This window comes from Pseudomonas sp. CFBP 13711, assembly GCF_014842265.1.
GTDB lineage: Bacteria > Pseudomonadota > Gammaproteobacteria > Pseudomonadales > Pseudomonadaceae > Aquipseudomonas.
In genome coordinates this window covers 173,389-194,321 of sequence record NZ_JACYVI010000003.1, presented here as the reverse complement: position 1 = coordinate 194,321, position 20,933 = coordinate 173,389, and the positions used below count along the sequence as shown (strand labels likewise).

20 protein-coding genes, 2 tRNA genes and 1 pseudogene are annotated in these 20,933 nt (G+C 59.3%); 14 read left to right on the top strand and 9 right to left on the bottom strand.

Annotated elements, in window-relative coordinates; genetic code table 11:
* Nucleotides 1–53 precede the first annotated feature (53 nt).
* The gene (locus IFT47_RS07940; RefSeq protein WP_192172473.1) at nucleotides 54–230 is read right to left on the bottom strand and encodes a hypothetical protein; all 177 of its coding nucleotides are present in this window, start codon (nucleotides 228–230) and stop codon (nucleotides 54–56) included.
* A 226-nt stretch (nucleotides 231–456) separates the two neighbouring features.
* Here IFT47_RS07940 and IFT47_RS07935 point away from each other — a divergent pair, with 226 nt between their 5' ends.
* Complete coding sequence (locus tag IFT47_RS07935; protein ID WP_197983805.1) at nucleotides 457–1,158, top strand: peptidase C39 family protein; 702 nt, start codon at nucleotides 457–459, stop codon at nucleotides 1,156–1,158.
* 25 nt (nucleotides 1,159–1,183) lie between these two features.
* Here the strand turns inward: IFT47_RS07935 and IFT47_RS07930 are convergent, their stop codons facing one another.
* Nucleotides 1,184–2,467: an NAD(P)/FAD-dependent oxidoreductase gene (locus IFT47_RS07930; protein WP_192172475.1), complete on the bottom strand. Its 1,284-nt coding sequence runs from the start codon at nucleotides 2,465–2,467 to the stop codon at nucleotides 1,184–1,186.
* 248 nt (nucleotides 2,468–2,715) lie between these two features.
* Between IFT47_RS07930 and IFT47_RS07925 the strand changes: the two genes are divergently transcribed.
* Nucleotides 2,716–2,792, top strand: a tRNA-Val gene (locus tag IFT47_RS07925).
* A 111-nt stretch (nucleotides 2,793–2,903) separates the two neighbouring features.
* Here the strand turns inward: IFT47_RS07925 and IFT47_RS07920 are convergent.
* Nucleotides 2,904–3,125 carry a hypothetical protein gene (locus tag IFT47_RS07920; RefSeq protein ID WP_197983806.1) on the bottom strand — a complete coding sequence of 74 codons (222 nt, stop codon included), beginning with the start codon at nucleotides 3,123–3,125 and terminating at the stop codon, nucleotides 2,904–2,906.
* Nucleotides 3,126–3,301: 176 nt separating this feature from the next.
* Nucleotides 3,302–3,625, bottom strand: a complete 324-nt coding sequence (locus IFT47_RS07915) for a hypothetical protein (RefSeq protein WP_192172476.1) — start codon at nucleotides 3,623–3,625, stop codon at nucleotides 3,302–3,304.
* 63 nt (nucleotides 3,626–3,688) lie between these two features.
* Here IFT47_RS07915 and IFT47_RS07910 point away from each other — a divergent pair, with 63 nt between their 5' ends.
* The 4 genes from IFT47_RS07910 (at nucleotide 3,689) to IFT47_RS07895 (ending at nucleotide 5,260) form a co-directional block, all read left to right on the top strand.
* Nucleotides 3,689–3,826 (top strand): hypothetical protein, encoded by a 138-nt coding sequence (locus IFT47_RS07910; RefSeq protein ID WP_192172477.1) that lies wholly within the window; start codon nucleotides 3,689–3,691, stop codon nucleotides 3,824–3,826.
* Between the two features lie 107 nt (nucleotides 3,827–3,933).
* Nucleotides 3,934–4,010, top strand: a tRNA-Val gene (locus tag IFT47_RS07905).
* A 254-nt stretch (nucleotides 4,011–4,264) separates the two neighbouring features.
* Nucleotides 4,265–4,822, top strand: coding sequence for a DUF4174 domain-containing protein (locus tag IFT47_RS07900; protein WP_192172478.1), 558 nt, complete (start codon nucleotides 4,265–4,267; stop codon nucleotides 4,820–4,822).
* A gap of 78 nt (nucleotides 4,823–4,900) precedes the next feature.
* On the top strand, nucleotides 4,901–5,260 hold the full coding sequence (locus tag IFT47_RS07895) for a 2-oxoacid ferredoxin oxidoreductase (RefSeq protein WP_244655915.1): 360 nt from the start codon (nucleotides 4,901–4,903) through the stop codon (nucleotides 5,258–5,260).
* A gap of 100 nt (nucleotides 5,261–5,360) precedes the next feature.
* On the opposite strand, the gene IFT47_RS07890 is transcribed toward IFT47_RS07895, so the two are convergent.
* Entirely contained in the window at nucleotides 5,361–5,993 is a 633-nt protein-coding gene (locus IFT47_RS07890) for a DUF5666 domain-containing protein (protein WP_192172479.1), read from the bottom strand.
* 280 nt (nucleotides 5,994–6,273) lie between these two features.
* Between IFT47_RS07890 and IFT47_RS07885 the strand changes: the two genes are divergently transcribed.
* Genes IFT47_RS07885 through IFT47_RS07875 form a run of 3 tightly spaced genes read left to right on the top strand, consistent with a single transcriptional unit; the run spans nucleotide 6,274 to nucleotide 9,138 of the window.
* Nucleotides 6,274–7,365, top strand: a complete 1,092-nt coding sequence (locus IFT47_RS07885) for an ABC transporter substrate-binding protein (protein ID WP_192172480.1) — start codon at nucleotides 6,274–6,276, stop codon at nucleotides 7,363–7,365.
* Nucleotides 7,352–8,350, top strand: a complete 999-nt coding sequence (locus IFT47_RS07880; protein ID WP_192172481.1) for an ABC transporter permease — start codon at nucleotides 7,352–7,354, stop codon at nucleotides 8,348–8,350. The genes IFT47_RS07885 and IFT47_RS07880 overlap by 14 nt, the downstream gene beginning before the upstream one ends.
* Complete coding sequence (locus IFT47_RS07875) at nucleotides 8,344–9,138, top strand: ABC transporter ATP-binding protein (RefSeq protein WP_192172482.1); 795 nt, start codon at nucleotides 8,344–8,346, stop codon at nucleotides 9,136–9,138. Before IFT47_RS07880 ends, IFT47_RS07875 begins: the two co-directional genes overlap by 7 nt.
* Nucleotides 9,139–9,216: 78 nt before the next feature.
* Here IFT47_RS07875 and dacB read toward each other — a convergent pair whose 3' ends face one another.
* Both dacB and IFT47_RS07865 read right to left on the bottom strand, forming a co-directional pair.
* Complete coding sequence (dacB, locus tag IFT47_RS07870; RefSeq protein ID WP_192172483.1) at nucleotides 9,217–10,683, bottom strand: D-alanyl-D-alanine carboxypeptidase/D-alanyl-D-alanine endopeptidase; 1,467 nt, start codon at nucleotides 10,681–10,683, stop codon at nucleotides 9,217–9,219.
* A gap of 387 nt (nucleotides 10,684–11,070) precedes the next feature.
* Nucleotides 11,071–11,415, bottom strand: a complete 345-nt coding sequence (locus tag IFT47_RS07865) for a YggL family protein (RefSeq protein ID WP_065988787.1) — start codon at nucleotides 11,413–11,415, stop codon at nucleotides 11,071–11,073.
* Nucleotides 11,416–11,877: 462 nt separating this feature from the next.
* Between IFT47_RS07865 and IFT47_RS28085 the strand changes: the two are divergent.
* The 3 genes and pseudogenes from IFT47_RS28085 to IFT47_RS07850 form a co-directional block, all read left to right on the top strand.
* Nucleotides 11,878–16,213, top strand: a pseudogene (locus IFT47_RS28085) (RHS repeat-associated core domain-containing protein); the annotation flags it as partial.
* A gap of 320 nt (nucleotides 16,214–16,533) precedes the next feature.
* Nucleotides 16,534–16,941, top strand: a complete 408-nt coding sequence (locus IFT47_RS07855; RefSeq protein ID WP_244655917.1) for a hypothetical protein — start codon at nucleotides 16,534–16,536, stop codon at nucleotides 16,939–16,941.
* A gap of 6 nt (nucleotides 16,942–16,947) precedes the next feature.
* The gene (locus IFT47_RS07850; protein ID WP_192172484.1) at nucleotides 16,948–17,373 is read left to right on the top strand and encodes a hypothetical protein; all 426 of its coding nucleotides are present in this window, start codon (nucleotides 16,948–16,950) and stop codon (nucleotides 17,371–17,373) included.
* A gap of 238 nt (nucleotides 17,374–17,611) precedes the next feature.
* Here IFT47_RS07850 and IFT47_RS07845 read toward each other — a convergent pair whose 3' ends face one another.
* Nucleotides 17,612–18,772: a cysteine desulfurase family protein gene (locus IFT47_RS07845; RefSeq protein WP_192172485.1), complete on the bottom strand. Its 1,161-nt coding sequence runs from the start codon at nucleotides 18,770–18,772 to the stop codon at nucleotides 17,612–17,614.
* Between the two features lie 207 nt (nucleotides 18,773–18,979).
* Here IFT47_RS07845 and IFT47_RS07840 point away from each other — a divergent pair, with 207 nt between their 5' ends.
* Nucleotides 18,980–19,441 carry an Lrp/AsnC family transcriptional regulator gene (locus IFT47_RS07840; protein ID WP_192172486.1) on the top strand — a complete coding sequence of 154 codons (462 nt, stop codon included), beginning with the start codon at nucleotides 18,980–18,982 and terminating at the stop codon, nucleotides 19,439–19,441.
* Between the two features lie 99 nt (nucleotides 19,442–19,540).
* Here IFT47_RS07840 and pcsA read toward each other — a convergent pair whose 3' ends face one another.
* A complete protein-coding gene (gene pcsA / locus IFT47_RS07835; protein ID WP_192172487.1) occupies nucleotides 19,541–20,260 on the bottom strand; it encodes a phosphatidylcholine synthase in 720 nt (239 codons plus the stop codon).
* 286 nt (nucleotides 20,261–20,546) lie between these two features.
* Here pcsA and IFT47_RS07830 point away from each other — a divergent pair, with 286 nt between their 5' ends.
* Nucleotides 20,547–20,876: a hypothetical protein gene (locus tag IFT47_RS07830; RefSeq protein WP_192172488.1), complete on the top strand. Its 330-nt coding sequence runs from the start codon at nucleotides 20,547–20,549 to the stop codon at nucleotides 20,874–20,876.
* The last annotated feature ends 57 nt before the right edge of the window (nucleotides 20,877–20,933 follow it).

Here is a 20,933-nt window from a genome sequence, read left to right as displayed (position 1 = left end):
TGCCATTACCGACCGTTTTCATTTGTACGGTGATCAGTCGTTACACGGCGGTATCAATGGGCCGTGACATGACGGATTTTGCGTTGCGCGCGTTCAACGGATTTCGCGGCTTCGGTTTCCCGATAATGCGGATGATGGCGACGCGAGATACGCATCACCCCCCACAACATGGCGGCCGCAACGGCCAGCCAGGCAGCGATCAACATCACAATGGTCATTCCGAGGCTCATGGCTTCCTCCGGCTCTTCTCTTCGTCTCTTAGTAACCGACAGTCTAGTCTCCCTGTTGTTGCCAAAAATTGACCGGTGGTAGGAATTGCATGACCGATTTGTTCTATCCACTCGCGTTGACAGCGTTTCGGGCTATACCGCAACCAGTGGCGGCTCTATCATCCGCGTTCCGGCCGGGTCCAGGGATCCGTCGCCATCAGTCAAGTGAGTGAAGAACGTGCGGGCATTGACGCGATTGGATAGCGTTGCAGGTCGACGCAAATGGCTGGCGCTCGCCGCCGTGCTGGTCTTGGCAGGCTGCTCGAATGCCCACAACTGGAAACCCGGCTATCCGCCGATGTACAAGACACTGCCCGACCGGGTTGAAATCAACGCGGTGCCGTCCTTCCGGGGCAAGGATTATCAAAGCGCGCCGTTCGCACTGGCCAGCATGCTGACCGTCCATGGCGTACAGACCACGCCGGGGCTGCTGGAAAAACCGCTCAAACTCCCGGGCGCCGAAGACAAGCTCGACCGCAGCATGCTGGACCTGGCCCGGGAATACGGGTTTGTGGTGTACCCCGTCGACCACGGTTTTCCAGACCTGCTGGCGCAGGTGTCAGCGGGGTATCCGGTCATGGTGCGGTTTTCGGACGGCTCGATGTTCTGGAAAGAACAGCGCTACGGCGTGCTGGTCGGGTTCGATCAGAACAAGCGCACGGTGCTGATTTATACCGGGCCGGGGCGTGTGACGGCGAGCTTCGATTCGTTCACCTCGGACTGGAACGACGCCGGCAACTGGGCCGTGCTGATCCAGAGCCCACGCCAGGTGCCCGTGCCGGTAGACCGCGAGCGCTGGCTCAAAGCCGCCAATGATCTGGCCCAGGCCGGTCAGGAACAGGCGGCTGGCGAGGCGGTGAAGGCGCTGAACAATCCAGCTGCCCGTTAACGGTTGGCCGTTCATCGCCTCTGATTCAGAACCCCAGCTTGTCCCGCAGGCTGTAATACCAGGCACCCACTGCCGTCAGCGGCGTGCGCAATAATTGCCCGCCGGGGAACGGGTAGTGCGGCAGGCCGGCGAAGGCGTCGAATCGCTCCGCCTGTCCGCGCAGCGCTTCGGCCAGCACTTTGCCGGCCAGATGGGTGTAAGTCACGCCGTGTCCGCTGCATCCCTGGGAGTAATAGATGTTGTCGCCCAGCCGGCCGACCTGGGGCAACCGCGACAAGGTCAGCAGGAAGTTGCCGGTCCAGGCGTAATCGATCTTCACGTCCTTCAGTTGCGGAAACGCCTTGAGCATCTTCGGCCGGATGATCGCTTCGATGTTCGCCGGATCGCGGGCGCCGTAGACCACGCCGCCGCCGAAGATCAGACGTTTGTCGCCGGAAAGCCGGTAATAATCCAGCAGGTAGTTGCAGTCCTCGACGCAGTAGTCCTGGGGCAGCAAGGTGCTCGCCAGTTCCTCGCTCAGCGGCTCGGTGGTGATCACCTGTGTGCCGCAGGGCATCGATTTGGCCGCCAGTTCCGGGACCAGATTGCCCAGATAGGCGTTGCCTGCCACGATCACGAACTTCGCCCGAACCTTGCCCTCGGCGGTGTGCACGACCGGGCTGGCGCCGCGATCAATGCGGGTAGCCGCAGACTGTTCGTAAATGACCCCGCCCAGGGACTCGACCGCCGCCGCCTCGCCCAGCGCCAGGTTCAGCGGGTGGATGTGACCGCCGCTCATGTCGAGCATGCCGCCGATGTATTGGTCGCACGCCACCACTTCACGGATGCGGCGCTGGTCCATCAGCTCCAGCTGCGTGTGGCCGTAGCGTTCCCAGAGACGTTTCTGCGACTCCAGATGGCCCATCTGCTTGGGCGTGATCGCGGCGAAAACCCCGCCGTCTTTCAGGTCGCACTGGATCTGGTATTTGGCGACGCGGTCCCGGATGATCTGCGCGCCCTCGAAGGCCATGTGCCCGAGCAGTTGTGCTTCCTTGGGCCCGACGCTTTTTTCAATGGTGTCGATGTCGCGGCTGTAGCTGTTGACGATCTGTCCGCCGTTACGGCCCGAGGCGCCGAAACCGACTTTCGCCGCTTCCAGCACGGTAACCTTGAAGCCGTGTTCCAGGAGAAACAGCGCGCTGGAGAGCCCGGTGTAGCCGGCGCCGATGATGACCACGTCGGTCTCGACGTCCCCCTGCAGCCGAGGCCGAACCGGAACCGGATTGGCGGAAGCGGCGTAATAGGAATGTGGGTATGGCGTGTTCGTCATCCTGTAACCCCTGTTTTATATTTTTTACGAGTGGGCGGATCCTACCTGAGATGAAATTTTGCGGCCAGCCGACGCTGGAGGTTTGCGGGCCTTGACGCGATGCTGGCAAGGCATTGGCCACCGAGGCACGGGCGCACTCATTTAGCATGATTCGCCAGTGCAGGGACAAATAGCTCGGACATTCATAGGCTTAGGGATGAATCAAAGTTGACAGCGTTCCGGATCCCGGTAGAATGCCGCCCCACAGCAGGCACGTAGCTCAGTTGGTTAGAGCACCACCTTGACATGGTGGGGGTCGTTGGTTCGAGTCCAATCGCGCCTACCAAACAAATCCGCTCTGCTGGGCGGTAACAAAAAAGGGTGGCCCGAGAGGGTCACCCTTTTTTGCTTGCTTGAACCTGAATCACCCCGGGCGAGCGGCCATTGCGCCGGCCGATCAGTCGGCCTTGGCGCGGGTAATGCGGCCCGCCCTGATCTCGTCCACATAAGCGCGCAGGCGGTCGGCGTCCTTGTACTGCTGGTTCATCAAGTGCAGCACCGCGACCACGTCGACATCGTTGACCCGTTCGGCCAGTCGGCTGATTTCGCCTGCAGTGCTTTCCAGATTGGCCGCGATGGTGCTCAGGTCACGCTTGAGTTCCAGCGCTGATTTCTTCATGCCCACGGTGCCGCTCTCCACTGTTGATGACGCCCGGGTCCGCGACCCTGGTTCAGGCGCGGCGGCGACGCACTATATCAAAGCACGACGGTAAGCCACGACAACCGGGCACGAAAAGGGCGCTGTTCAAGCGCCCTTAATGATTCGTCTGTAATGGCCCGCGCCTACGTAGTGCTTCAACCGCCTGCGCCGCCCGCGCTCGACGAACCCGAGCCCTTGCTGCCGCCGCCAGTGGTGGTATCGCCGCCGGGCAAATCGGCATCGTTGTTATTGCCAGTGTTATTGCTCATCGACGTGCCGCCGCCAATGCTGATGCCTTTCTTGGTTTGCGTGTCCACATCAGAGCCCTGGCGAGCCGGGTCGCTGCCCTGTACGCGCGGGTCGATGCCGGTCTGGGAAGGTGGCGGCCCCATGTCTGGCGATGTGGCGCCAGCCAGCGCTGTGAGGGAAGTGCATGTCAGGGCGCAACCGAGGGTAAAGGCAGTCAATAATCTGTTCATCAGGTGATCTCCGTGTCGTGATTCCTTGTCACCATTGGGCATCTGAAGTTCGTCCGAAGTGCCATGATGGCGACAGGCGGCATGTTCGGTGCGCAAGTCGAGGGCCCCGTTGATTCACCCAAGCATCCGCTGGCGATCGGGAGGCCGGTCATGGCGTTCACCGCCCGAATCTCGCTGATCGACGGCGACTCTGTAGGTTGATCCGCCCATGTCGATGCTACGGGGAAATAATTTGCATATTCATAGGCTTAGTGGGCGAAAAAGACGTTGACAGTCATTTGAATATCCGTAGAATGCCGACCCACAGCAGGCACGTAGCTCAGTTGGTTAGAGCACCACCTTGACATGGTGGGGGTCGTTGGTTCGAGTCCAATCGCGCCTACCAAACAAATCCGCTCTGCTGGGCGGTGAAAAAAAGGGCGAATCGAAAGATTCGCCCTTTTTTGTTGCCCGAAATTTTCCCCTCAGGCCAGCGGTGCTCACGTCAGCCATAGCCCCTATGGCCGGACGTTTTGACCCTATTCGATACCCGCGAGCCTCTGCGCGCCGCGAAATAAATCCGGTTTTTTTCCCGCTACCGTCTGGACCTTTTCCCATGATGCGCGATCATCAGTGCATGGAAATCCAGAGGAGGTGTGTATGTTTAGCCGGTCGTTGACCCTTGCCGTTTTGTTCGCCGTGTCGAGCCCCTTGCTGGCTGCCGACGGTGATGGCCCACTTTCCCAGGAGCGCGGCAAGGCCCGTCCACTGATCGTTATCGCGTCGAGTTCGGCAGACCCGACGCTGGGGGCTCTTAAGAAAAGTCTGGACGAACCCGCCAACAAGGATGGTTTCGCCAAACGTGACATGGTCCTTTACACCATCATCAATACCGTGGGGCAGCGTAACGGTAAAGACCTCGACGCCCAGACCACCATGGCCCTTATCCGCGAACTCAAGCTTGGCGCACAGACAGAAAAACAGGCGCAGGTGATTCTGGTGGGCAAGGACGGCGAGAAGAAAATGACTCACAACGGCCCCATCGATCCGAAGGAGATTTTCAGCACCATAGACCAGATGCCGATGGCCGAGAAGGAAGCAGCCGCCGCTGCTCCACCTGCGCCCGTCGCCGAGCCGAAGACCGCAACGCCGTCAGGCAAATCGGCCAAGCCCGGCAAGGCCGCGCCTGCTGCACCGCCCGCCGGGCTGGATGATTAAGCGCTCGGACGGCTTACCCATGGGGCTCGCTTGAGGTTGCTGGTAACATCGTTCCTTTTTTAACGAAAAGGACGTTTGATGAATGGGACTGGCATGAAACATTGGGCGGGCGCTGTGGCACTGATCCTTCTGTCGGGTTGCATGAGCTTGAATCAGACACGTTCGGCAGGGCCGGCGCAGGTTTACACCAGTCAGAAGCCAGCGGTCGCCGTTGCCGAGTGCATCAAGGTCACCTGGGCCAACGTTCAGCTGTTCGGGGATGTGGCCGACGTGTTCATGGCCAAAGGCGAGCCGGGCGCGTTCACGGTCTACACCACCGAGGGCGAATATTTCGCTGACGTGGCGGGCAAGGCGGGCATGACCAAGGTCAATTTCTACGCCAAGCCCGGCGCCAAGGTGGTTGAGCAACGTGGCGCGGTGCTCGCGACCTGTCTCTGAGTCAGACCTGATTAGTTGACCTGCGCATGCTGACCGGTGCTGTTTCATCTACCGGCGCCACGCAGGTTTTGAACGCTACAAGCCCTGCACATTGGCCGCTTCACATTGGCGGCGTCACGCCATTTTCCCCCGCAGAAATCGACAGCGCCGTCAGCGCGCTGTCCGAACCTTTCTGCGCCTGCAGCACCACCTTCACACCGGGCTTGAGCAAGCTGCGATCGCCTGGCACCAGGTTGACGATCGGCACGTCATCAGGGATGACGATCTTCTTCTGCCCGCCTTTGTAATTCACCGTGATGGTGCGGCCATTACTGGCGACCAGATCGCCGACCGATCCGTTGGTCATCGTGCTGTCCGGCGTCAGGTCAAAGGCCCGATGGCCATCCCCCGTGCCCGCCATTTCCGGCGGGAACACATGCACCTCGAGCGCCTTCAACGAACCGTCCGGCAGCGGCACCGCGGCGGAGCCTATGTAGCTGCCCGGTTTGATTTCCGACACCTGCGCCAACGTGACGCCGCGAATCTGCGTGTCAGGCGTCAGCGCAACCTGCAGGTCCTCTCCGCGATTGCTGTGAATTTTCAGCGCATCGCCTTCGATCGCTGTGATGGCGCCGCGCACGCGGGTGGGTTTGCTGTCTTCGGCGTGGGCAGGCAGCGCTGCCGATAGCAACGCGCTGAGCAGTCCCGAGATGAGAAGAGAGTGGCGGAGGGGCTGGGTCTTGGAGGTCTTCATTGGCGACGCGAATCCGGTGATGGGTCGAGCACGCAGCATAGCGGTAGTGCACGAGGTGGTGCATGACATTGCCGTCAGCCAGTACGCTTCGATGCCGCCTGGCATGCAGGATGCGAAGTCATTCAGATAGACTATTTGCATAGTCATATAGAACAAAAATGAATTTAATTAATTAAATGGTCGGTGATAATGTTTTAAGCAGTCGGCGAAACCCCAGGATTTGGTTATTAAAAATGCTTGTTCGGCGACGACCATCTCACTCACCGGGTAAGGGAACACCATGGCCGTTTTCGATCAATTGAGCCGTCGGCGGGTGCTGAGCCTCGCCGGCGCTGCGCTGGCATCGCCACTTCTGCTGTCATTGCCGCGCGGCGTCTGGGCTGCGGACGAACATGCGGAGCATGCAGGGCACGGCGCCGACGCCAGTGGCGGGGCGAGCGAGCCCGCGGGCACGGGTGAGTTCATCAGGCTCGATCAGCCAAGGGCGCTGAAGCTTGCGATCAACCTGAACGCCGTGTGCCTGGCCCCCGTGGTCATCGCCCACGGGCAGGGCTTTTTCAATAAGCACAATCTGGACGTCGAACTGGTCAATTTCGGCAATTCAACCGAAGTGTTGCTGGAAGCCATTGCGACGGGCAAAGCGGACGCCGGCATCGGCATGGCGCTGCGGTGGCTGAAAGCGCTGGAGCAGGGCTTCGACGTCAAGCTGACTGCCGGAACCCACGGCGGATGCCTGCGGTTGTTGACGGCGGCGAGTGGCAACGTGAAGACACTCGAAGACCTAAAAGGCAAGGCCATCGGCGTGACCGACATGGCCAGTCCCGACCGTAACTTCTTTTCCATCCTCCTGAAGAAACATGGCGTCGACCCGGTGCGCGACGTCGAGTGGCGCCTGTATCCGGCCGACTTGCTGGGTACGGCGCTGGAGCGCGGCGAAGTGCAGGCGGTGAGCGGCAGCGACCCGTTCATGTACCGATTGATCAACGCCGGCAAGGCTCGCGAACTGTCGTCGAATCTGGTGGAGGACTACGCCAACCTCAGCTGCTGCGTGGTGGGCGTGACCGGCAAACTGGCGCGGGACGACAGACGCGCCGTGGCGGCCCTGACTCAGGCGATTCTTGAAGCCCACGATTACTCGGTCAAGCATCCGGAGGAGGTTGCCAAAGGGTTCCAGGCCTACGCGCTGAACACCACCACCGAGGAAGTCGTCGCCATCCTTCACGATCACACCCATGGCCACCACGCCGTCGGCGCGGCACTGACCGCCGAGATCGCCACCTACGTTCGCGACCTGAAAACCGTCGAGGTCATCCGTCAAAGCACTGATGCCAACGCCTTTGCTGCGGAGATCACTGCCGATGTCTTCAGTTGAGTTGGCGGCCGGCGTCGAACGGCTGAAAACCCCGGCGGGACGCTTCTGGTTGCACGGCGTGTTGGCGGCGGCGGTCTGGCTCGCGGCGGCGCTATTGATCGTGTATCTGCCCAACGCCACCCGTCTCTGGCCGATGACCCAGGGTCTGGCGAATCTGTGCCTGATCATGTCGGGGCTGATCCTGCTGGCGGTGGTTGCGGGGCGTTGGTCTCCGCGCATCGCCGCGCGTACGCAAACGCTCGGCCCCTGGCTGATCGCGCTGCCGATTCTGCTCACGATCTGGGAGCTGCTCACCGCCAAATTCGGCGTATTGCCGGTGCCGTTCTTCGCGCCACCCCAAGCGCTGCTGGACGTCTATGTCGAGGACTGGCCGCGCCTCGCCGACAGCCTGTTTCATTCGGCAATTCTGCTGGGCAGCGGTGTCGCCCTTGGCGCACTGACAGGGTTCATCGCCGGCGTCGCCATCGGCTGGTCGCGGAGCATCGGCTACTGGCTGCACCCGGTGCTGAGGATACTCGGCCCGGTGCCGTCCACCGCCTTGCTGCCGCTGTGCTTCTTTCTGTTCCCCAGCAGTTGGAGTGCGAGCGTGTTTCTCATTGCGCTGGCGACCTGGTTTCCGGTGACGGTGCTGACGTGGTCAGGGGTGTCGAGCGTCGACAAGGCCTACTACGACGTGGCCCGCACCTTGGGCGCAAGACAGGGTTTTCTCATCTTCAAAGTGGCGATTCCCGCAGCGCTGCCTCACGTTTTCGTCGGCTTGTTCATGGGCCTCGGCGCATCGTTTTCCACCCTGGTGGTCGCCGAGATGATGGGTGTGAAGTCCGGCATCGGCTGGTACCTGCAATGGGCCCAGGGGTGGGCGGCGTACGCCAACATGTACGCAGCATTGTTGATCATGGCGCTGGCCTGTTCGGGGCTGATCTCGGCGCTGTTTCTGATTCGTGACCGTCTGCTGGCGTGGCAGCAAGGAGCAATGAAATGGTAAATGCAGCCAGAGCGGCAAGCGCCGAGCACAGTCGTGGTCTGGCGCTGCGCATCGATAACCTGAGCCACGGTTTCTCCCTCGAAGGGCACAAGCTGCCGGTGTTGCAGCGGGTGTCGCTGGAGGTTGAACCGGGGGAATTCGTCGCCCTGTTAGGACCGTCGGGTTGTGGAAAATCCACCCTGCTGCGGCTGGTCGCGGGGCTGGAAGGTGCGGACAGCGGGAGCATTACGGCGGACGGTGTGGCGATCACCGGGCCGGATCCGACGCGGGTGGTGGTGTTTCAGGACCCGACCCTGTACCCGTGGCGTCGGGTCTGGGACAACGTTGCCCTCGGCCTGGAAGCCCAGGGTCTGCTCAAAACCACGAAGGGCAAGGTTGATGAGGCCCTGGCGAAGGTCGGTTTGAGTCAATTCGCACGAGCCTATCCGCGACAGCTGTCGGGCGGCATGGCCCAGCGGGTGGCGCTGGCGCGGGCGTTGGTCAACGAGCCAAGACTGCTGATTCTCGATGAGCCGCTGGGCAAGCTCGACTCGCTGACCCGGATTGCCATGCAGCAGGAGTTGATCGATCTGTGGCAACGCCAGGGTTACACGGCGCTGTTGGTCACCCACGATGTCGAGGAGGCGCTGCTGCTCGCCAATCGCGTCATTGTCTTCAGCGACCGGCCCGCGCAGATCAAGGCCGAGCTGATCATCGACCGTGCCTATCCACGGCACCGTGACGACCCGTATCTGGTTGGCCTGCGCAAACAGATTCTCGGATTGCTGGGGTTGGGGCAGAGCTGGTAGGCAGAGCAGGTACGTAAAGACTGGCCGCCGGGCTGTGCGCATGTCGTCGAGCGACTTCGCACAGCCCGGCGCGTGACGTTATTGCTGAAGCGAAATCGACGTGCTCGCCAGTTTCGGCTGGTTGTACAGGCTGACCAGTACTTCATCCAGCACCGAAGACGCACCCCATGGACGCGGGTCGTTGAGAATCGCGACCACTACCCAGGTGTTGCCATTGCTGTCGCGGCTGAATCCGGAGATGGCGCGAACGGTGTTCAGGGTGCCGGTCTTGATGTGGGCTTCGCCGCGCAGGGCGGTACGTTTCAGGCGTTTGCGCATGGTGCCGTCCATCCCTGCCAACGGCAGCGAACTCATGAATTCGGCCTGAAACGGGCTGTTCCACGCGGCCTGGAGCATCTGCGCCATTTCCCGTGCGCTGACCCGTTCGGCGCGGGACAGGCCTGAACCGTTTTCCATCACCAGATGCGTCGCGATGATGCCTTTCTTCGCCAGCCATTGGCGCACCACACGCTGTGCGGCTTTGGCGTCGTCACCGTCGGCTTCGTTACGGAACTCGGCGCCCAGGCTCAGGAACAGCTGCTGGGCCATGGTGTTGTTACTGAATTTGTTGATGTCGCGAATGATCTCCGCCAGATCCGGCGAAAAGGCCCTGGCCAGCAACTTGGCGCTGCCCGGTGTCACGTCCAGACGGTCCTTGCCGAGAATGGTCCCGCCCAGTTCCTGCCAGATGGCGCGCACGGCACCGGCGGTGTAGGTCGGGTGATCGAGCAGCGACAGATAGGTTTGGGAGTTGCAGCCGTCACCCAACTGGCCGGACACCGTGACGGTGATGCCGCCATCGGCTTCCGGCACCGGGTTGTACAGCACGTCGCCGGTGCACTTGCTGGATGACAGCGCCTTGACTTGGTTATTGATGTGGATCGCGGCGATGGGCGGCTCTACCGAAACCAGAATCCTGCCGCCGTCGTTGCGGGTGACGAAACGCAGGGCCTTGAGGTTGACCATCAAGGAGTCGGGGCGCACCAGGAACGGCTTGTTCTTATCGTTGCCATCGTCATCGAACACCGGCAGTTGCGGTTGTACGAAATGGCTGCGGTCGAGCACCAGATCGCCGGTCACCTGCTGCACGCCGTTGGCACGCAGGTCGCGCATCAGCAGCCACAAGCGTTCCATGTTCAGCTTGGGATCGCCGCCGCCCTTGAGGTACAGGTTGCCACGCAGAACGCCATTGCTGAGGGTGCCGTCGGTGTAGAACTCGGTTTTCCACTGATGGGTCGGGCCGAGCATTTCCAGTGCGGCGTAGGTGGTCACCAGCTTCATGGTCGAAGCCGGGTTGACCGACACGTCGGCGTTGAAAACAGTCGGGGTGCCGGGGCCGCTGACCGGCAGCATCACCAGCGAAAGCGCATCGTTCTGCAGCTTGCTGGCTTTGAGTGCTTCCTGAACCTTGGGGGGCAGGGCTGTATTGATAGGGGCGGCGGCGATGGAGAACGAGAGGGGCAAAAGCAGGGTGGCGATAAACAGCGGACGCAAAGACTTGATCATTCAATAAACCCTACTGCAGCGAACAACGAAGATGAAGAGGGGGTGAATTCCCTCGCATTGTGAACGATCCACCAGAAAATGCCCGATGGCAGGGCGTGACACTGGCGTTTCGGTAAAGCGGCATTATGCCCCAAGCTTTCGTGACTTGCGCCGGGGTACTGCCGTCAAACGGCGCTATTTTTTGCGCTTGCCCATTCAAAGTCACGTTAAACCGTGGTTTTTTCCCGTAACGCCGGCTGCAGGCCGCCATTTCATGGCAGCATTCGTGATGTCCGGCTGCAGTTTTTGTCCGGTGAACACTCCAAAACCTCGAATCCCGGACACAAAAAAGCCATCCCGAAGGATGGCTTTTTCAGTATCAGCTCGGCGGGAAGGCCCGCCAGCTCATCAGACAGCCGCGTTGATCGGCTTTTCCGGGTACCAGGCGTCCTGCAGGGGGCTGACTTCAACTTCAGTCAGCTCGCTGCGGCCTTTGAGCCATGCTTCGACAGCAGCGCGCTGTTCTTCGCTGACCGAACCACGGTTCGCCAGGCAAACCAGACCGAAGTCGTCGCCGCCGACGTAGTCCAGACCGTTAGCGTCCATGGCCTCTGTCAGGAAAGCGTCGAGGAAAGCGTCGATGGCCTCGTCATCCAGGTCCTCTTTGAAGCCCAGCTTCAGTTCGAAGCCCAATTCCTGGAACTCGTCGACACAGAGTTTTTTGCGCAGACGACGGGAGCGGTTAGTGGCCATGAAGCGTTCCTCTTGAGTAATTTCGGGGCGCAGTCTATCAGCTTCGTCCTGATGGCGCCTGCTTGATGCTGATCAGGGTTGTCGCATTTCTCACTGTGGTCGGGGTCGGGGAGGGGCTGGCGCAGAGAGCCTTCGGACGACTCATAGCCATGATGCGCAAAAAGCTGCGCACTCGTTTCGTGAGAATGGGGTGGTTGATGGGTTGGAGGCCTCGTCGTCCGTGGTGTGCAGACGAGTGTGCAAGAAGTTGCACAGGGGTGCGCAACTTCTTGCGCACTTCTTCTTTGTTTTCGGGTTTAGCGTTCGCTTAAGCCTGCCGTTTTTCTTCGCAAGCAATTGATTTATATCGGCTAATTCACAGCTGGCACAACCCTTGATATCTCCGTCGCCCCCGGATTGGCATTCACGCCTTCTCGGATCGTTTTTTGAGCACGGAGAGCATCCTTGGCGAGCCCCCTAAATCTGCCCGTTGGTGGTGAGAAACGCGAACCTCAAGTGGCGATCGTCCCGCTTGATCTGATTCAGCTTCAGGACGTTGGCGTCGGTGCTGCAAACGTCGATGCCTGGTTACAGGAGATCAGCGGCGGGGTTGTTTCGCTTGATCGAATCAAGGCCCAGGCAGGCGGACTGCCGGTGGTAGGCAACATCATGGCGCTGGTCGATGCCTTGAATGACATCGCCAGGTTATGGAGCAGCGAGAAGCGCGATCCGCTGGATTGGGTGAGTCTGGGCATCAATCTGATCGGAGTGATGCCACGCCCGCCTCGCATGGCGGCGGCACGGATGAGCCTGCGGCCAATGCTGTTTCTGGTGCGCCAAGAGATGCGTCGGAGCGGGAAATTGGTGTTGGGTGACGTGCTGATCGAGATTCTGATCGGGCACCTCAACGCGGACATCGTCGGGACGCTTGATGACTTTGTGCCACAGGCGCAGGCCAAGCTCCCCGGCATTCTTGAGGATGCCGGGAAACTTGGGGAAGGTGTGCTTCTTGAGATCGCTGCCGGTCTTGAAAAGCTGGTTAACCCTGAGCTGAACGCCAAGGCTGATTTGCTCGAGGCCGAACAGCGGGTTCAGGTCGCTGGGGATCAGTGGGCGTATGACCCCAAAGCCGCGATTGGCAACATTTTTGCGGCCGCTGCGGATGTTTGCATTGCTGCGGGTAAAGGCGCTGTTAACGGTGCTGCCGAATATTTCGTGCCTGAAGCGCTGAAGGCGCAGGTGCTCAGACATGCGGCTTCGTTGCGATCACTGGGCCCGGAGCTTCGGGATCAGATCAATCGTCTGGCGGATCCTGGGGTTCAGAATTCCATTGGTTCGCTCCTGCTCACGCTGGGTGATGCGGTGGTCACCTGGCAGTCGCGCAACGGGCATGGCCAGTCGTTCAACATCAAACCGGGGATGGTTAATCAGGCCAAGCGCAAGGCGAGTGAAGGCAAGCTTGAGGCTGTTCAGTTCGAGAAGCCTGCAAAGGGTCGGCCCAACGAACAGAAGAATTGCGCCTGTGCGGCGACGATCAAGAGCATCAGCTTTGCGATGGGCTCGGAGTCGGTTAGTCACACCGATTTCAGTCTGCCGGGGCCTTTTCCGATTAAGTGGACGCGGACTTACTGTTCGAGTCTGGATGCCTACGATCAGGACGTCATTGGCGCACGATGGATCACTCCGTTTACCACCCGATTTGACTGTGTGGATGAAGGCTTGGTCTTCCACGACGCCGATGGCCGCAGCCACGAATTTCCCCTTCCCAAGGTCAAACTGTTCCACTTCAACGCCATTGAAAATCTGACCGTCGTTCGCCTCAGCAAAGATCGGTTGGTGCTGATGCGGGGGCTTGAGCACAGGGAAACCTATGTTCAGCGGGGTAACCGTTTTGTTCTGATTAACAAGGTTTTGCCCAACGGCGCCGGGGTTATGTTGCATTACGAGCATCGGCACGGTGGGGGGGTCGGTGCTCTCCGAGCTGGTGACTTACTCGGAGAAAGATGTCAACAAAGTGCATCTTCGACTGGGCACGTTGATCGATGATCAGGGGCGGCTGACGGGTCTATGGGAAATTCGTGATGGCGACGTTAAACGCCAACTGTGCGCGTATCAATACGATGGGTTTGGTGATCTGATTCTTGCGCAGGACGAGAACGGCGCTGCCTGGCGTTATCAGTATCAGGACCACCTGATTACTCGTTACACCGACCGTACCAGTCGTGGTTTGAATTTGCAGTGGCAAGGCACGGGCCCCGACGCGAAAGCCATCCGCGAATGGGCGGACGACGGCAGTTTTGACACGCGATTGGCGTGGGATGAAAACATCCGCCTGACCTACGTCACTGATGCCCTCGGTCACGAAACCCGCCACTACTACGACAGCCTGGGTTACACCTATCGCATTTGCCACGCGGACGGGCGTTCGGAGTGGTTCTTTCGCGACGCCGCCAAAAACATAATTCGCCACGTTCATACCGACGGCAGCACGGATCGGTATCGCTACGACAAGCTGAGCAATCTGACGGAACACACCCGCGCTGATCACAGCGTGATGAATTACGCCTACGACGAAAAAAGCCATCTGATCAAAATCAGCGATGGCGAGGGTGGGCTGTGGAAACGGGACTATGACCTTCGCGGCAATCTCGTTGAGGCGATTGATCCGCTAGAGAACGTCACCGAGTACGCCTACAACTCGTTTGGTCTTCCTACTGCGATCAGGGATGCCAATGGCAACAAGAAGGCGTTGGCCTACAACGATGCCGGACAACTCGTTAAGTACACCGACTGCTCGGGCAAGGTGAGTAGCTGGGAATACGACGAACGCGGTCAGATGGTTCGCTTCACCGATCCCGCTGGCCACGGCACCACGTATGAATACAAATCAGGTCAGTTGGTCCTGATCAAGCATCCGGACAAAACCGAAGAACGTTTTAGTCGCGACGCCGAAGGCAGGCTGCTCGCCCACTCCGATGGCCTGGAACTCTGCACCACATGGCGCTATACCGCTGCGGGATTTATCGCCGAACGCGTCGACGCTGCCGAGCAAACCTTGCGTTACCGCTGGGACAAACTGGGCCGCCTCGTAGCGCTGGAAAACGAAAACGAGCGCCGTGCGCATTTTCACTACGATCCTGTGGGCAGGCTGCTGGAAGAGCGCGGTTTCGACGGGCGCTCGACCCGCTATCAGTACGACCCGGAAACCGGGCGCCTTGCCGAGACCATCAACGGCCAGCGCACCATTGCGCTGACCTTCGACCCCATGGGCCGTCTCACCGAACGCCGCGCCACCCTCGGCGAACAAGCCCAAAGCGAAACCTTCGCCTACGACGGCAACGGCCATCTGGTCATGGCGACCAACGCCGCCAGTCGCCTGCAATGGTTTCACGACCCAGCTGGCAATTTACTGCGCGAGCACCAGCATTACTCGAACCTGGATAAACCACTGGTTGCCGTCTGGCAGCATGAGTACGACGCGCTCAATAACCGCTTCGCGACCATTCGCCCGGACGGCCATCGCGTCAGCTGGCTGACCTACGGCAGCGGCCATCTGCTCTGCTTGAAGCTCGACGAGCACGAACTGCTCAGTTACGAGCGCGATGATCTGCACCGCGAAGTCGCCCGCCATCAGGGCAACCAACTGCTGCAAACCCAAAGCTGGGACCCGGCGGGACGCCTGCAAGAGCAACTGCTAGGACGAGCAGACGACAAAACCACGCTCATAAAACGCGCCTACACCTACGACGCCGCCGGCCAACTCACCGACATTAACGACAGCCGTCGCGGCCCATTAAGTTACCGCTACGACCCGGTCAGTCGCCTGCTCAGCGCCATGAGCCGCCTCGGCACCGAAACCTTCGCCTTCGACCCGGCCAGCAACCTGCTCGATGACAGCGCCGCACCCGTCCGCCGTCCACTAGACCCCGAACCGGTCCGCCACAAACTGATCGACAACCTGCTGCGCGACTACGCCGGCAACCACTACGAATACGACGAACGCGGCAACCAGACCGAGCGCTGGACCAACGGCCTGCGCAGCGAACTGCACTGGGACCTATTCGATCGTCTGGTGCACTTCCGCGATCCGCGCCTCACTGTCGACTTCGGCTACGACCCACTCGGACGTCGCCTCTACAAACTCTCAAAAGCCCATTACCGACCGCGCCCAGAAGCCGGCACCGGCTGGAATGAAAACGAACACGCCCGCAAAGAGCGCGAGCTCGGCTGCGGCTTCACCTTATACGGCTGGGATGGCGACAACCTCGCCTGGGAAAGCAGCCCTCCACCCTGCGCTGGCGGGTTAGGCCGAACCGTCCACTACATCCACGAGCCCCGCACATTCGTGCCGGTGGCCCAAGCCATCCGCCACGAAACCATCCGCCTCGTAAGCCAACCGACCTACGAAGGCCGCTACAACTTCAAAGAAGACCCGCTCTGGAACTACAAGCCAGTCGCGCTGCCGATTGACGCACTCGCCTGGTACCAATGCGACCACCTCGGCACGCCCCAGGAAATGACTGACCAGAACGGCAACACCGCGTGGAGCGCTCAGTACAAAGCGTGGGGCGAGGCGCAAGAACAGCGCTCAGAGTTCGCCCAGCAAGTCGGCCTGACCAACCCCATCCGTTTCCAAGGCCAATACCACGACCACGAAACCGGCCTGCACTACAACCGGCATCGGTACTATGATCCAAAGGTCGGGCGGTTCATCAGCAAGGATCCGATTGGCTATTTAGGTGGATTGAACATCTACCAATATGGGCCAAACTCAATCAGTTGGGTCGACCCGTTAGGGCTGGCAAGTTCGCCCGTCGGACCAGGGCGTAAGCCTAAGTCAGATAAGCCTAATCAGAACTGCAAACGCGCATGCAGAAAAAAATGGGAGGTCAATCGCTACGACCGCGTTTGTGAGGGTAATGTCGCCGGCGTGGGTTATGCAAAATACTTTTATGAACCGAAATGGAGCCAATGGTGGTCGATTGATAAAACGGGTCATGGAGAAAGCGCGTGGAAAGTTTACGATAAAACTGGTACGTGGGTCGCTGACGCGGACGTCTATGGTGATCACATGAGCAAGCACAAGAGCGGAATCGGAAAGAACATTGATTTCAGGTCTTTAAAATGCAAGGACAATAAATGATAAAGTCTGCTGAAGAATTTGTCGCGCTACGAAGTAGTGACTTAAAAAGTGAGTATGACAGAGCTGCGATGGAAGAAGCTCCGGCATCTGTCTGGCGCGAGATCATCATCAAGTACCCCAACTATAGGCGATGGGTTGCGCATAACAAAACCGTGCCGCTGGAGATCCTTGAAGATCTGTGTATTTTTGACAGTACGATCAGGCAGGCCGTCGCAAGAAAACGGAAATTATCGCCGGCGCTGTTTGAAACACTCTCCAGAGACGTTAGTGATGTTGTAAGGGTGGCGATAGCCGCAAATAGAAAAACACCAATCGCGATTTTAGAGAGATTGCTGACAGATCAGGACGAAGATGTCGCGAACGTAGCTAGACTCAACCTTGATGATCGAAAAACTAGCCAGTGATGAAAAATGATCACATCTGCTGAGGAATTTGTTGCGCTAAGGAGTAGCTCAATTAAAAGTGAGTACGACAGAGCGGCAACTGAAGAAGCACCCATTTCGGTGTGGCGCGAGGTGATCAAAAATTATCCGGATTACAGGCGATGGGTGGCGCACAATAAAAGTGTGCCATTGGAGATTTTAGAGGAGCTGTGCCAGTTTGATAGTACTATCAGGCAGTTCGTGGCAGCCAAGAGAAAGCTATCACCAGCGATGTTTGAGGCTCTTGCTCAGGATGAAAGCCATGTTGTAAGAATAGCTATAGCCGCCAACAAAAAAACACCAATTGAGATATTGGAAAGATTATATGGTGATAAAAACAAGCATGTGGCACGCGCCGCAGGCTACAACCTTGAAGATGTTAAGAGTAAACAGAACAAGAAAAATGGGAGTTGAGGTCTCTAAGTTTTGCTTTGATGGGGCGCCTACGTAGTAAAGAGTGTACAGCGTTTTACAGTCTTTGTAGAAAACTAACGAAATTAAAGTGCTGTATAAATACAGCTCCCCTTAACTTTCGAAGTTCCAAGCAGTCAGAGGGGACAGGTTTATTTACGGTGAAGCGCTGTAACTAAACCTGTCCCCTTACAATCCTAAGCGTTGTAAATAAATCAGTCCCCTTTCTGACTTCAATCCCTCACCAAAACGTCGTAGCCGGCGCATTCACCTTACCAGCAATCACCGCAATCGCCTTCTCCACATCACCCACCTCGGTATACCGCCCCAAACTCAGCCTCAAGCTGCTGCCCGCCTGACCCTGACTCAACCCCAGCGCCAGCAGCACGTGGGAAACGCTGCTGCTTGCAGAGTTACACGCCGAGGTCGACGAAACCGCCAATTCGCTTGCAAGGCTGGCGACGTTAAACCCCGGGCTCTCGATGCAAACGTTGAGCGTGTGGGGGACACGCTGTTGCGGATCGCCGTTAAGGCTTACGCCCTTCAGGCTGAGCAGGCCTTCACGCAGTTGCGCCGACAGGGCACTGATGCGTGCAACTTCCTCGTCCATTTCCGCGCTGGCCAGTGCATACGCCGCGCCCATGCCGACGATCTGGTGGGTGGCGAGGGTGCCGGAGCGGTAACCCTGTTCGTGGCCGCCGCCGTGCATCTGTGCTTCGAGAAGCGGCCGTGCGCGATCGCCGATGTAGAGTGCGCCGATGCCTTTGGGGCCGTAGGTTTTATGCGCCGAGAAGGACATCAGGTCCACCGGCAATGCGCTCAAGTCGATTGCCAGTTTGCCAGCGCCTTGAGCGGCGTCGACGTGGAACAGGGCGCCGTGCGCTCGCACAATCTGGCCGATGGCGGCGATGTCGGTGACGGTGCCCAGCTCGTTATTCACCAGCATCAGCGACACCAGCAGGGTGTCGTCGCGCAGTGCCTGGCGCACGGCGTCGGGGTGAATCAGGCCGCGGTTGTCGGGTTCTAGCCAGGTCACCGGGCACCCGGCCTGCTCAAGCTGGCGCACGGTGTCGATGACGGCTTTGTGTTCGATGGTGCTGGTGATGAGGTGGCGACGGGCGCCGTTGTTGGGGTTGAGCGCGATGCCCTTGATCGCCAGGTTGTTGGATTCGGTCGCGCCTGAGGTCCAGACCAGGGCATCGGCACTGCAGCCCACCAGTTCCGCGACCTGACGGCGCGCCAACTCAACGGCCTGGCGGGCTTGATTGCCGTATGCGTGGGAGCTGGAGGCCGGGTTGCCAAAGGTGCCTTCGCGGCCCAGGCAGGTGACCATGGCCTGGATGACGCGGTCATCAACCGGTGTGGTGGCGGCGTAATCGAAATAACAAGGGAGTGTTTTCATGGGGATTTCTGCGCTGTCCGTCGTGCAGAAAATACTACTAGCGTCAGGCTGAAAAAAAATTGATTCCTCAACGGAGATTTAGACCCGGCTTAGAATATATTTCCGGTAAAACCCCAGTTAGCGGAATATGATTTTCAGCTTCGCTCTTTTTGGCCTATCTTTATCGCTTCCCGGCATATGACTTCACCTGAGGCCACCGCGCATCCCATGGACAAATTCGACCAGGCCATCCTGGGCATTCTGCAAAAAGACTGCACCCGTCCGATCGCGGAAATCGCCGACAGCGTCGGCCTTGGCAGCACCGCATGCTGGCGTCGGGTACAGAAGCTAGAAGAGCAGGGCATGATTCGCGGGCGGGTGGCGTTGCTTGACCCTGGGCAATTGAACGTCGCCGTGACGGTGTTCGCCGCCATTCGCACCAACCAGCACAATGCCCAGTGGCTGGGCCGCTTCCATGACCTTATTGCCACGTTGCCCGAAGTGGTGGAGTGCTACCGCATGGCCGGCGACACCGACTACATGCTGCGGATCGTGGTGCCGGACATCGCCGGCTATGACGCCGTCTACAAGAAGCTGATCCAGCTGTCCGGCATCACCGACATGAGTTCCAGCTTCGCCATGGAGCAGATCAAGTCGACGACCCAGCTGCCGTTGAGTTACACCCTCTAAGCCCGCGTCAAAAACGCCTGGTTAAACCCCGCGCAGAAAAAAAGCAGCCATCCGAAGAGGGCTGCTTTTTTTGTGCGTCGAATAAAGCCGTCGGAAGAATCAGACGCGGGCTTTGTCGATCCATTCCATGGAAGTGCGCCAGATGCAGATCCCCAGGAAGTACGCCGACATCGCCAGCCACACGAACAGCGTCACCGACCCGTTGTAGGGGTGGTTCATCACCAGCAGGAAGCTGCACAAGAACCACACGGCCGTGACCGCGATGTTGAGCGGCATAAAGCGGCGAACGCGGAACGGGTGCAGGAACTTCATGCGTGTGACCGTCAGCAGCGCCAGGCAGATCACCGTGATGAACGTCAGCCACGGCGCAGGGGAAAGGATGTACACGCACAGGGCGACGACGTTCCAGGCGGCGGGGAAGCCCTGAAAGTAGTTGTCCTTGCTCTTCATCTCGACATTGCAGAAACAGAACAGCGAAGACACCAGAATGATCGAGGTGGTCAGCAGCAGGGTGTATTCCGGCAGCGGGATGTAGCGGTAGATGAACAGGGCGGGGATGAATACGTAGGTCAGGTAGTCGATCACCAGGTCCAGCACGGAGCCGTCGAAGTGCGGCAGGACCGACTGCACGTTGAGCTTGCGCGCCAGGGAGCCGTCCACGCCATCGACAATCAGGGCAAAGCCCAGCCAGAGCAGGCACGCCTTGGGTTGATTGTCGAACAGAGCAATGGTCGCGAGAAAGGCGAGCACCACGCCCGTGGCGGTAAAACCATGGGCGCCCCAGGCCTTGAGCCAGGCGATGCGTTGAATTGGAATCATGGACGGTCCTTCTGGAAATAAGCGGGTTCGGTCGGGTACAGCAGCGGTCGACGGAACCAGAGGTGCATCTATCGACCGGGGATCGGCCGATAAGGTTCATACGTAACCCCTACACGGTAGCAGGCGGCGCAGGCTTTCGTTACTCAAATGTGACGCGGAGCGCTGAGTCATGGCGGCGCGGGTGTCATTGGTCGGCTGGCCGAGAAAGAAGGCAATATGCTGGCCCCGGTGCAAGGGCGCTGTCGTCAGAATCCACGCCTGATCAGTCACTTAGGCAAGGAATCGCATGTCATTTCTCAGGGCTCTACTGACCTTCTGCGTTCTCGCAACTGTGACTTCCCAGGCCTTTGCACGCCCTCCGAGCAAGAACGAACGCGACCTCTGCACCTGGGGCGCCGGGATGGCGGGCACCGCTCAGCAATACAAACTCTCCGGCCTGACGCTGTACGGCGCACGCAAGAAGATGCAGGCCCAGCACTTCGCCCAGCAGTGGATGCGCATGAGCGCACTGGGCATCACCGAACAGACCTACGACAGTCCTTCAAGGCTGCGGCCGGAAAGCGTCAAACAGGTGTATTACGAAGGCTGCATCAAGCACGAAGTCGCACGCCGCTGACTCACCGCGCTGCATCACGGAAGCTCCATTCCGAAAGGTGCAGCGCGGTCAGCGCAA

Excerpts from the sequence above, each read along its gene's own strand:
- IFT47_RS07940 (WP_192172473.1), bottom strand. The coding sequence starts at position 230 with ATGAGCCTCGGAATGACCATTGTGATGTTGATCGCTGCCTGGCTGGCC.
- IFT47_RS07930 (WP_192172475.1), bottom strand. The coding sequence starts at position 2,467 with ATGACGAACACGCCATACCCACATTCCTATTACGCCGCTTCCGCCAAT.
- IFT47_RS07920 (WP_197983806.1), bottom strand. The coding sequence starts at position 3,125 with ATGAAGAAATCAGCGCTGGAACTCAAGCGTGACCTGAGCACCATCGCG.
- IFT47_RS07915 (WP_192172476.1), bottom strand. The coding sequence starts at position 3,625 with ATGAACAGATTATTGACTGCCTTTACCCTCGGTTGCGCCCTGACATGC.
- IFT47_RS07910 (WP_192172477.1), top strand. The coding sequence starts at position 3,689 with ATGATGGCGACAGGCGGCATGTTCGGTGCGCAAGTCGAGGGCCCCGTT.
- IFT47_RS07900 (WP_192172478.1), top strand. The coding sequence starts at position 4,265 with ATGTTTAGCCGGTCGTTGACCCTTGCCGTTTTGTTCGCCGTGTCGAGC.
- IFT47_RS07895 (WP_244655915.1), top strand. The coding sequence starts at position 4,901 with ATGAATGGGACTGGCATGAAACATTGGGCGGGCGCTGTGGCACTGATC.
- IFT47_RS07890 (WP_192172479.1), bottom strand. The coding sequence starts at position 5,993 with ATGAAGACCTCCAAGACCCAGCCCCTCCGCCACTCTCTTCTCATCTCG.
- IFT47_RS07885 (WP_192172480.1), top strand. The coding sequence starts at position 6,274 with ATGGCCGTTTTCGATCAATTGAGCCGTCGGCGGGTGCTGAGCCTCGCC.
- IFT47_RS07880 (WP_192172481.1), top strand. The coding sequence starts at position 7,352 with ATGTCTTCAGTTGAGTTGGCGGCCGGCGTCGAACGGCTGAAAACCCCG.
- IFT47_RS07875 (WP_192172482.1), top strand. The coding sequence starts at position 8,344 with ATGGTAAATGCAGCCAGAGCGGCAAGCGCCGAGCACAGTCGTGGTCTG.
- dacB (WP_192172483.1), bottom strand. The coding sequence starts at position 10,683 with ATGATCAAGTCTTTGCGTCCGCTGTTTATCGCCACCCTGCTTTTGCCC.
- IFT47_RS07865 (WP_065988787.1), bottom strand. The coding sequence starts at position 11,415 with ATGGCCACTAACCGCTCCCGTCGTCTGCGCAAAAAACTCTGTGTCGAC.
- IFT47_RS07855 (WP_244655917.1), top strand. The coding sequence starts at position 16,534 with ATGATAAAGTCTGCTGAAGAATTTGTCGCGCTACGAAGTAGTGACTTA.
- IFT47_RS07850 (WP_192172484.1), top strand. The coding sequence starts at position 16,948 with ATGATCACATCTGCTGAGGAATTTGTTGCGCTAAGGAGTAGCTCAATT.
- IFT47_RS07845 (WP_192172485.1), bottom strand. The coding sequence starts at position 18,772 with ATGAAAACACTCCCTTGTTATTTCGATTACGCCGCCACCACACCGGTT.
- IFT47_RS07840 (WP_192172486.1), top strand. The coding sequence starts at position 18,980 with ATGGACAAATTCGACCAGGCCATCCTGGGCATTCTGCAAAAAGACTGC.
- pcsA (WP_192172487.1), bottom strand. The coding sequence starts at position 20,260 with ATGATTCCAATTCAACGCATCGCCTGGCTCAAGGCCTGGGGCGCCCAT.
- IFT47_RS07830 (WP_192172488.1), top strand. The coding sequence starts at position 20,547 with ATGTCATTTCTCAGGGCTCTACTGACCTTCTGCGTTCTCGCAACTGTG.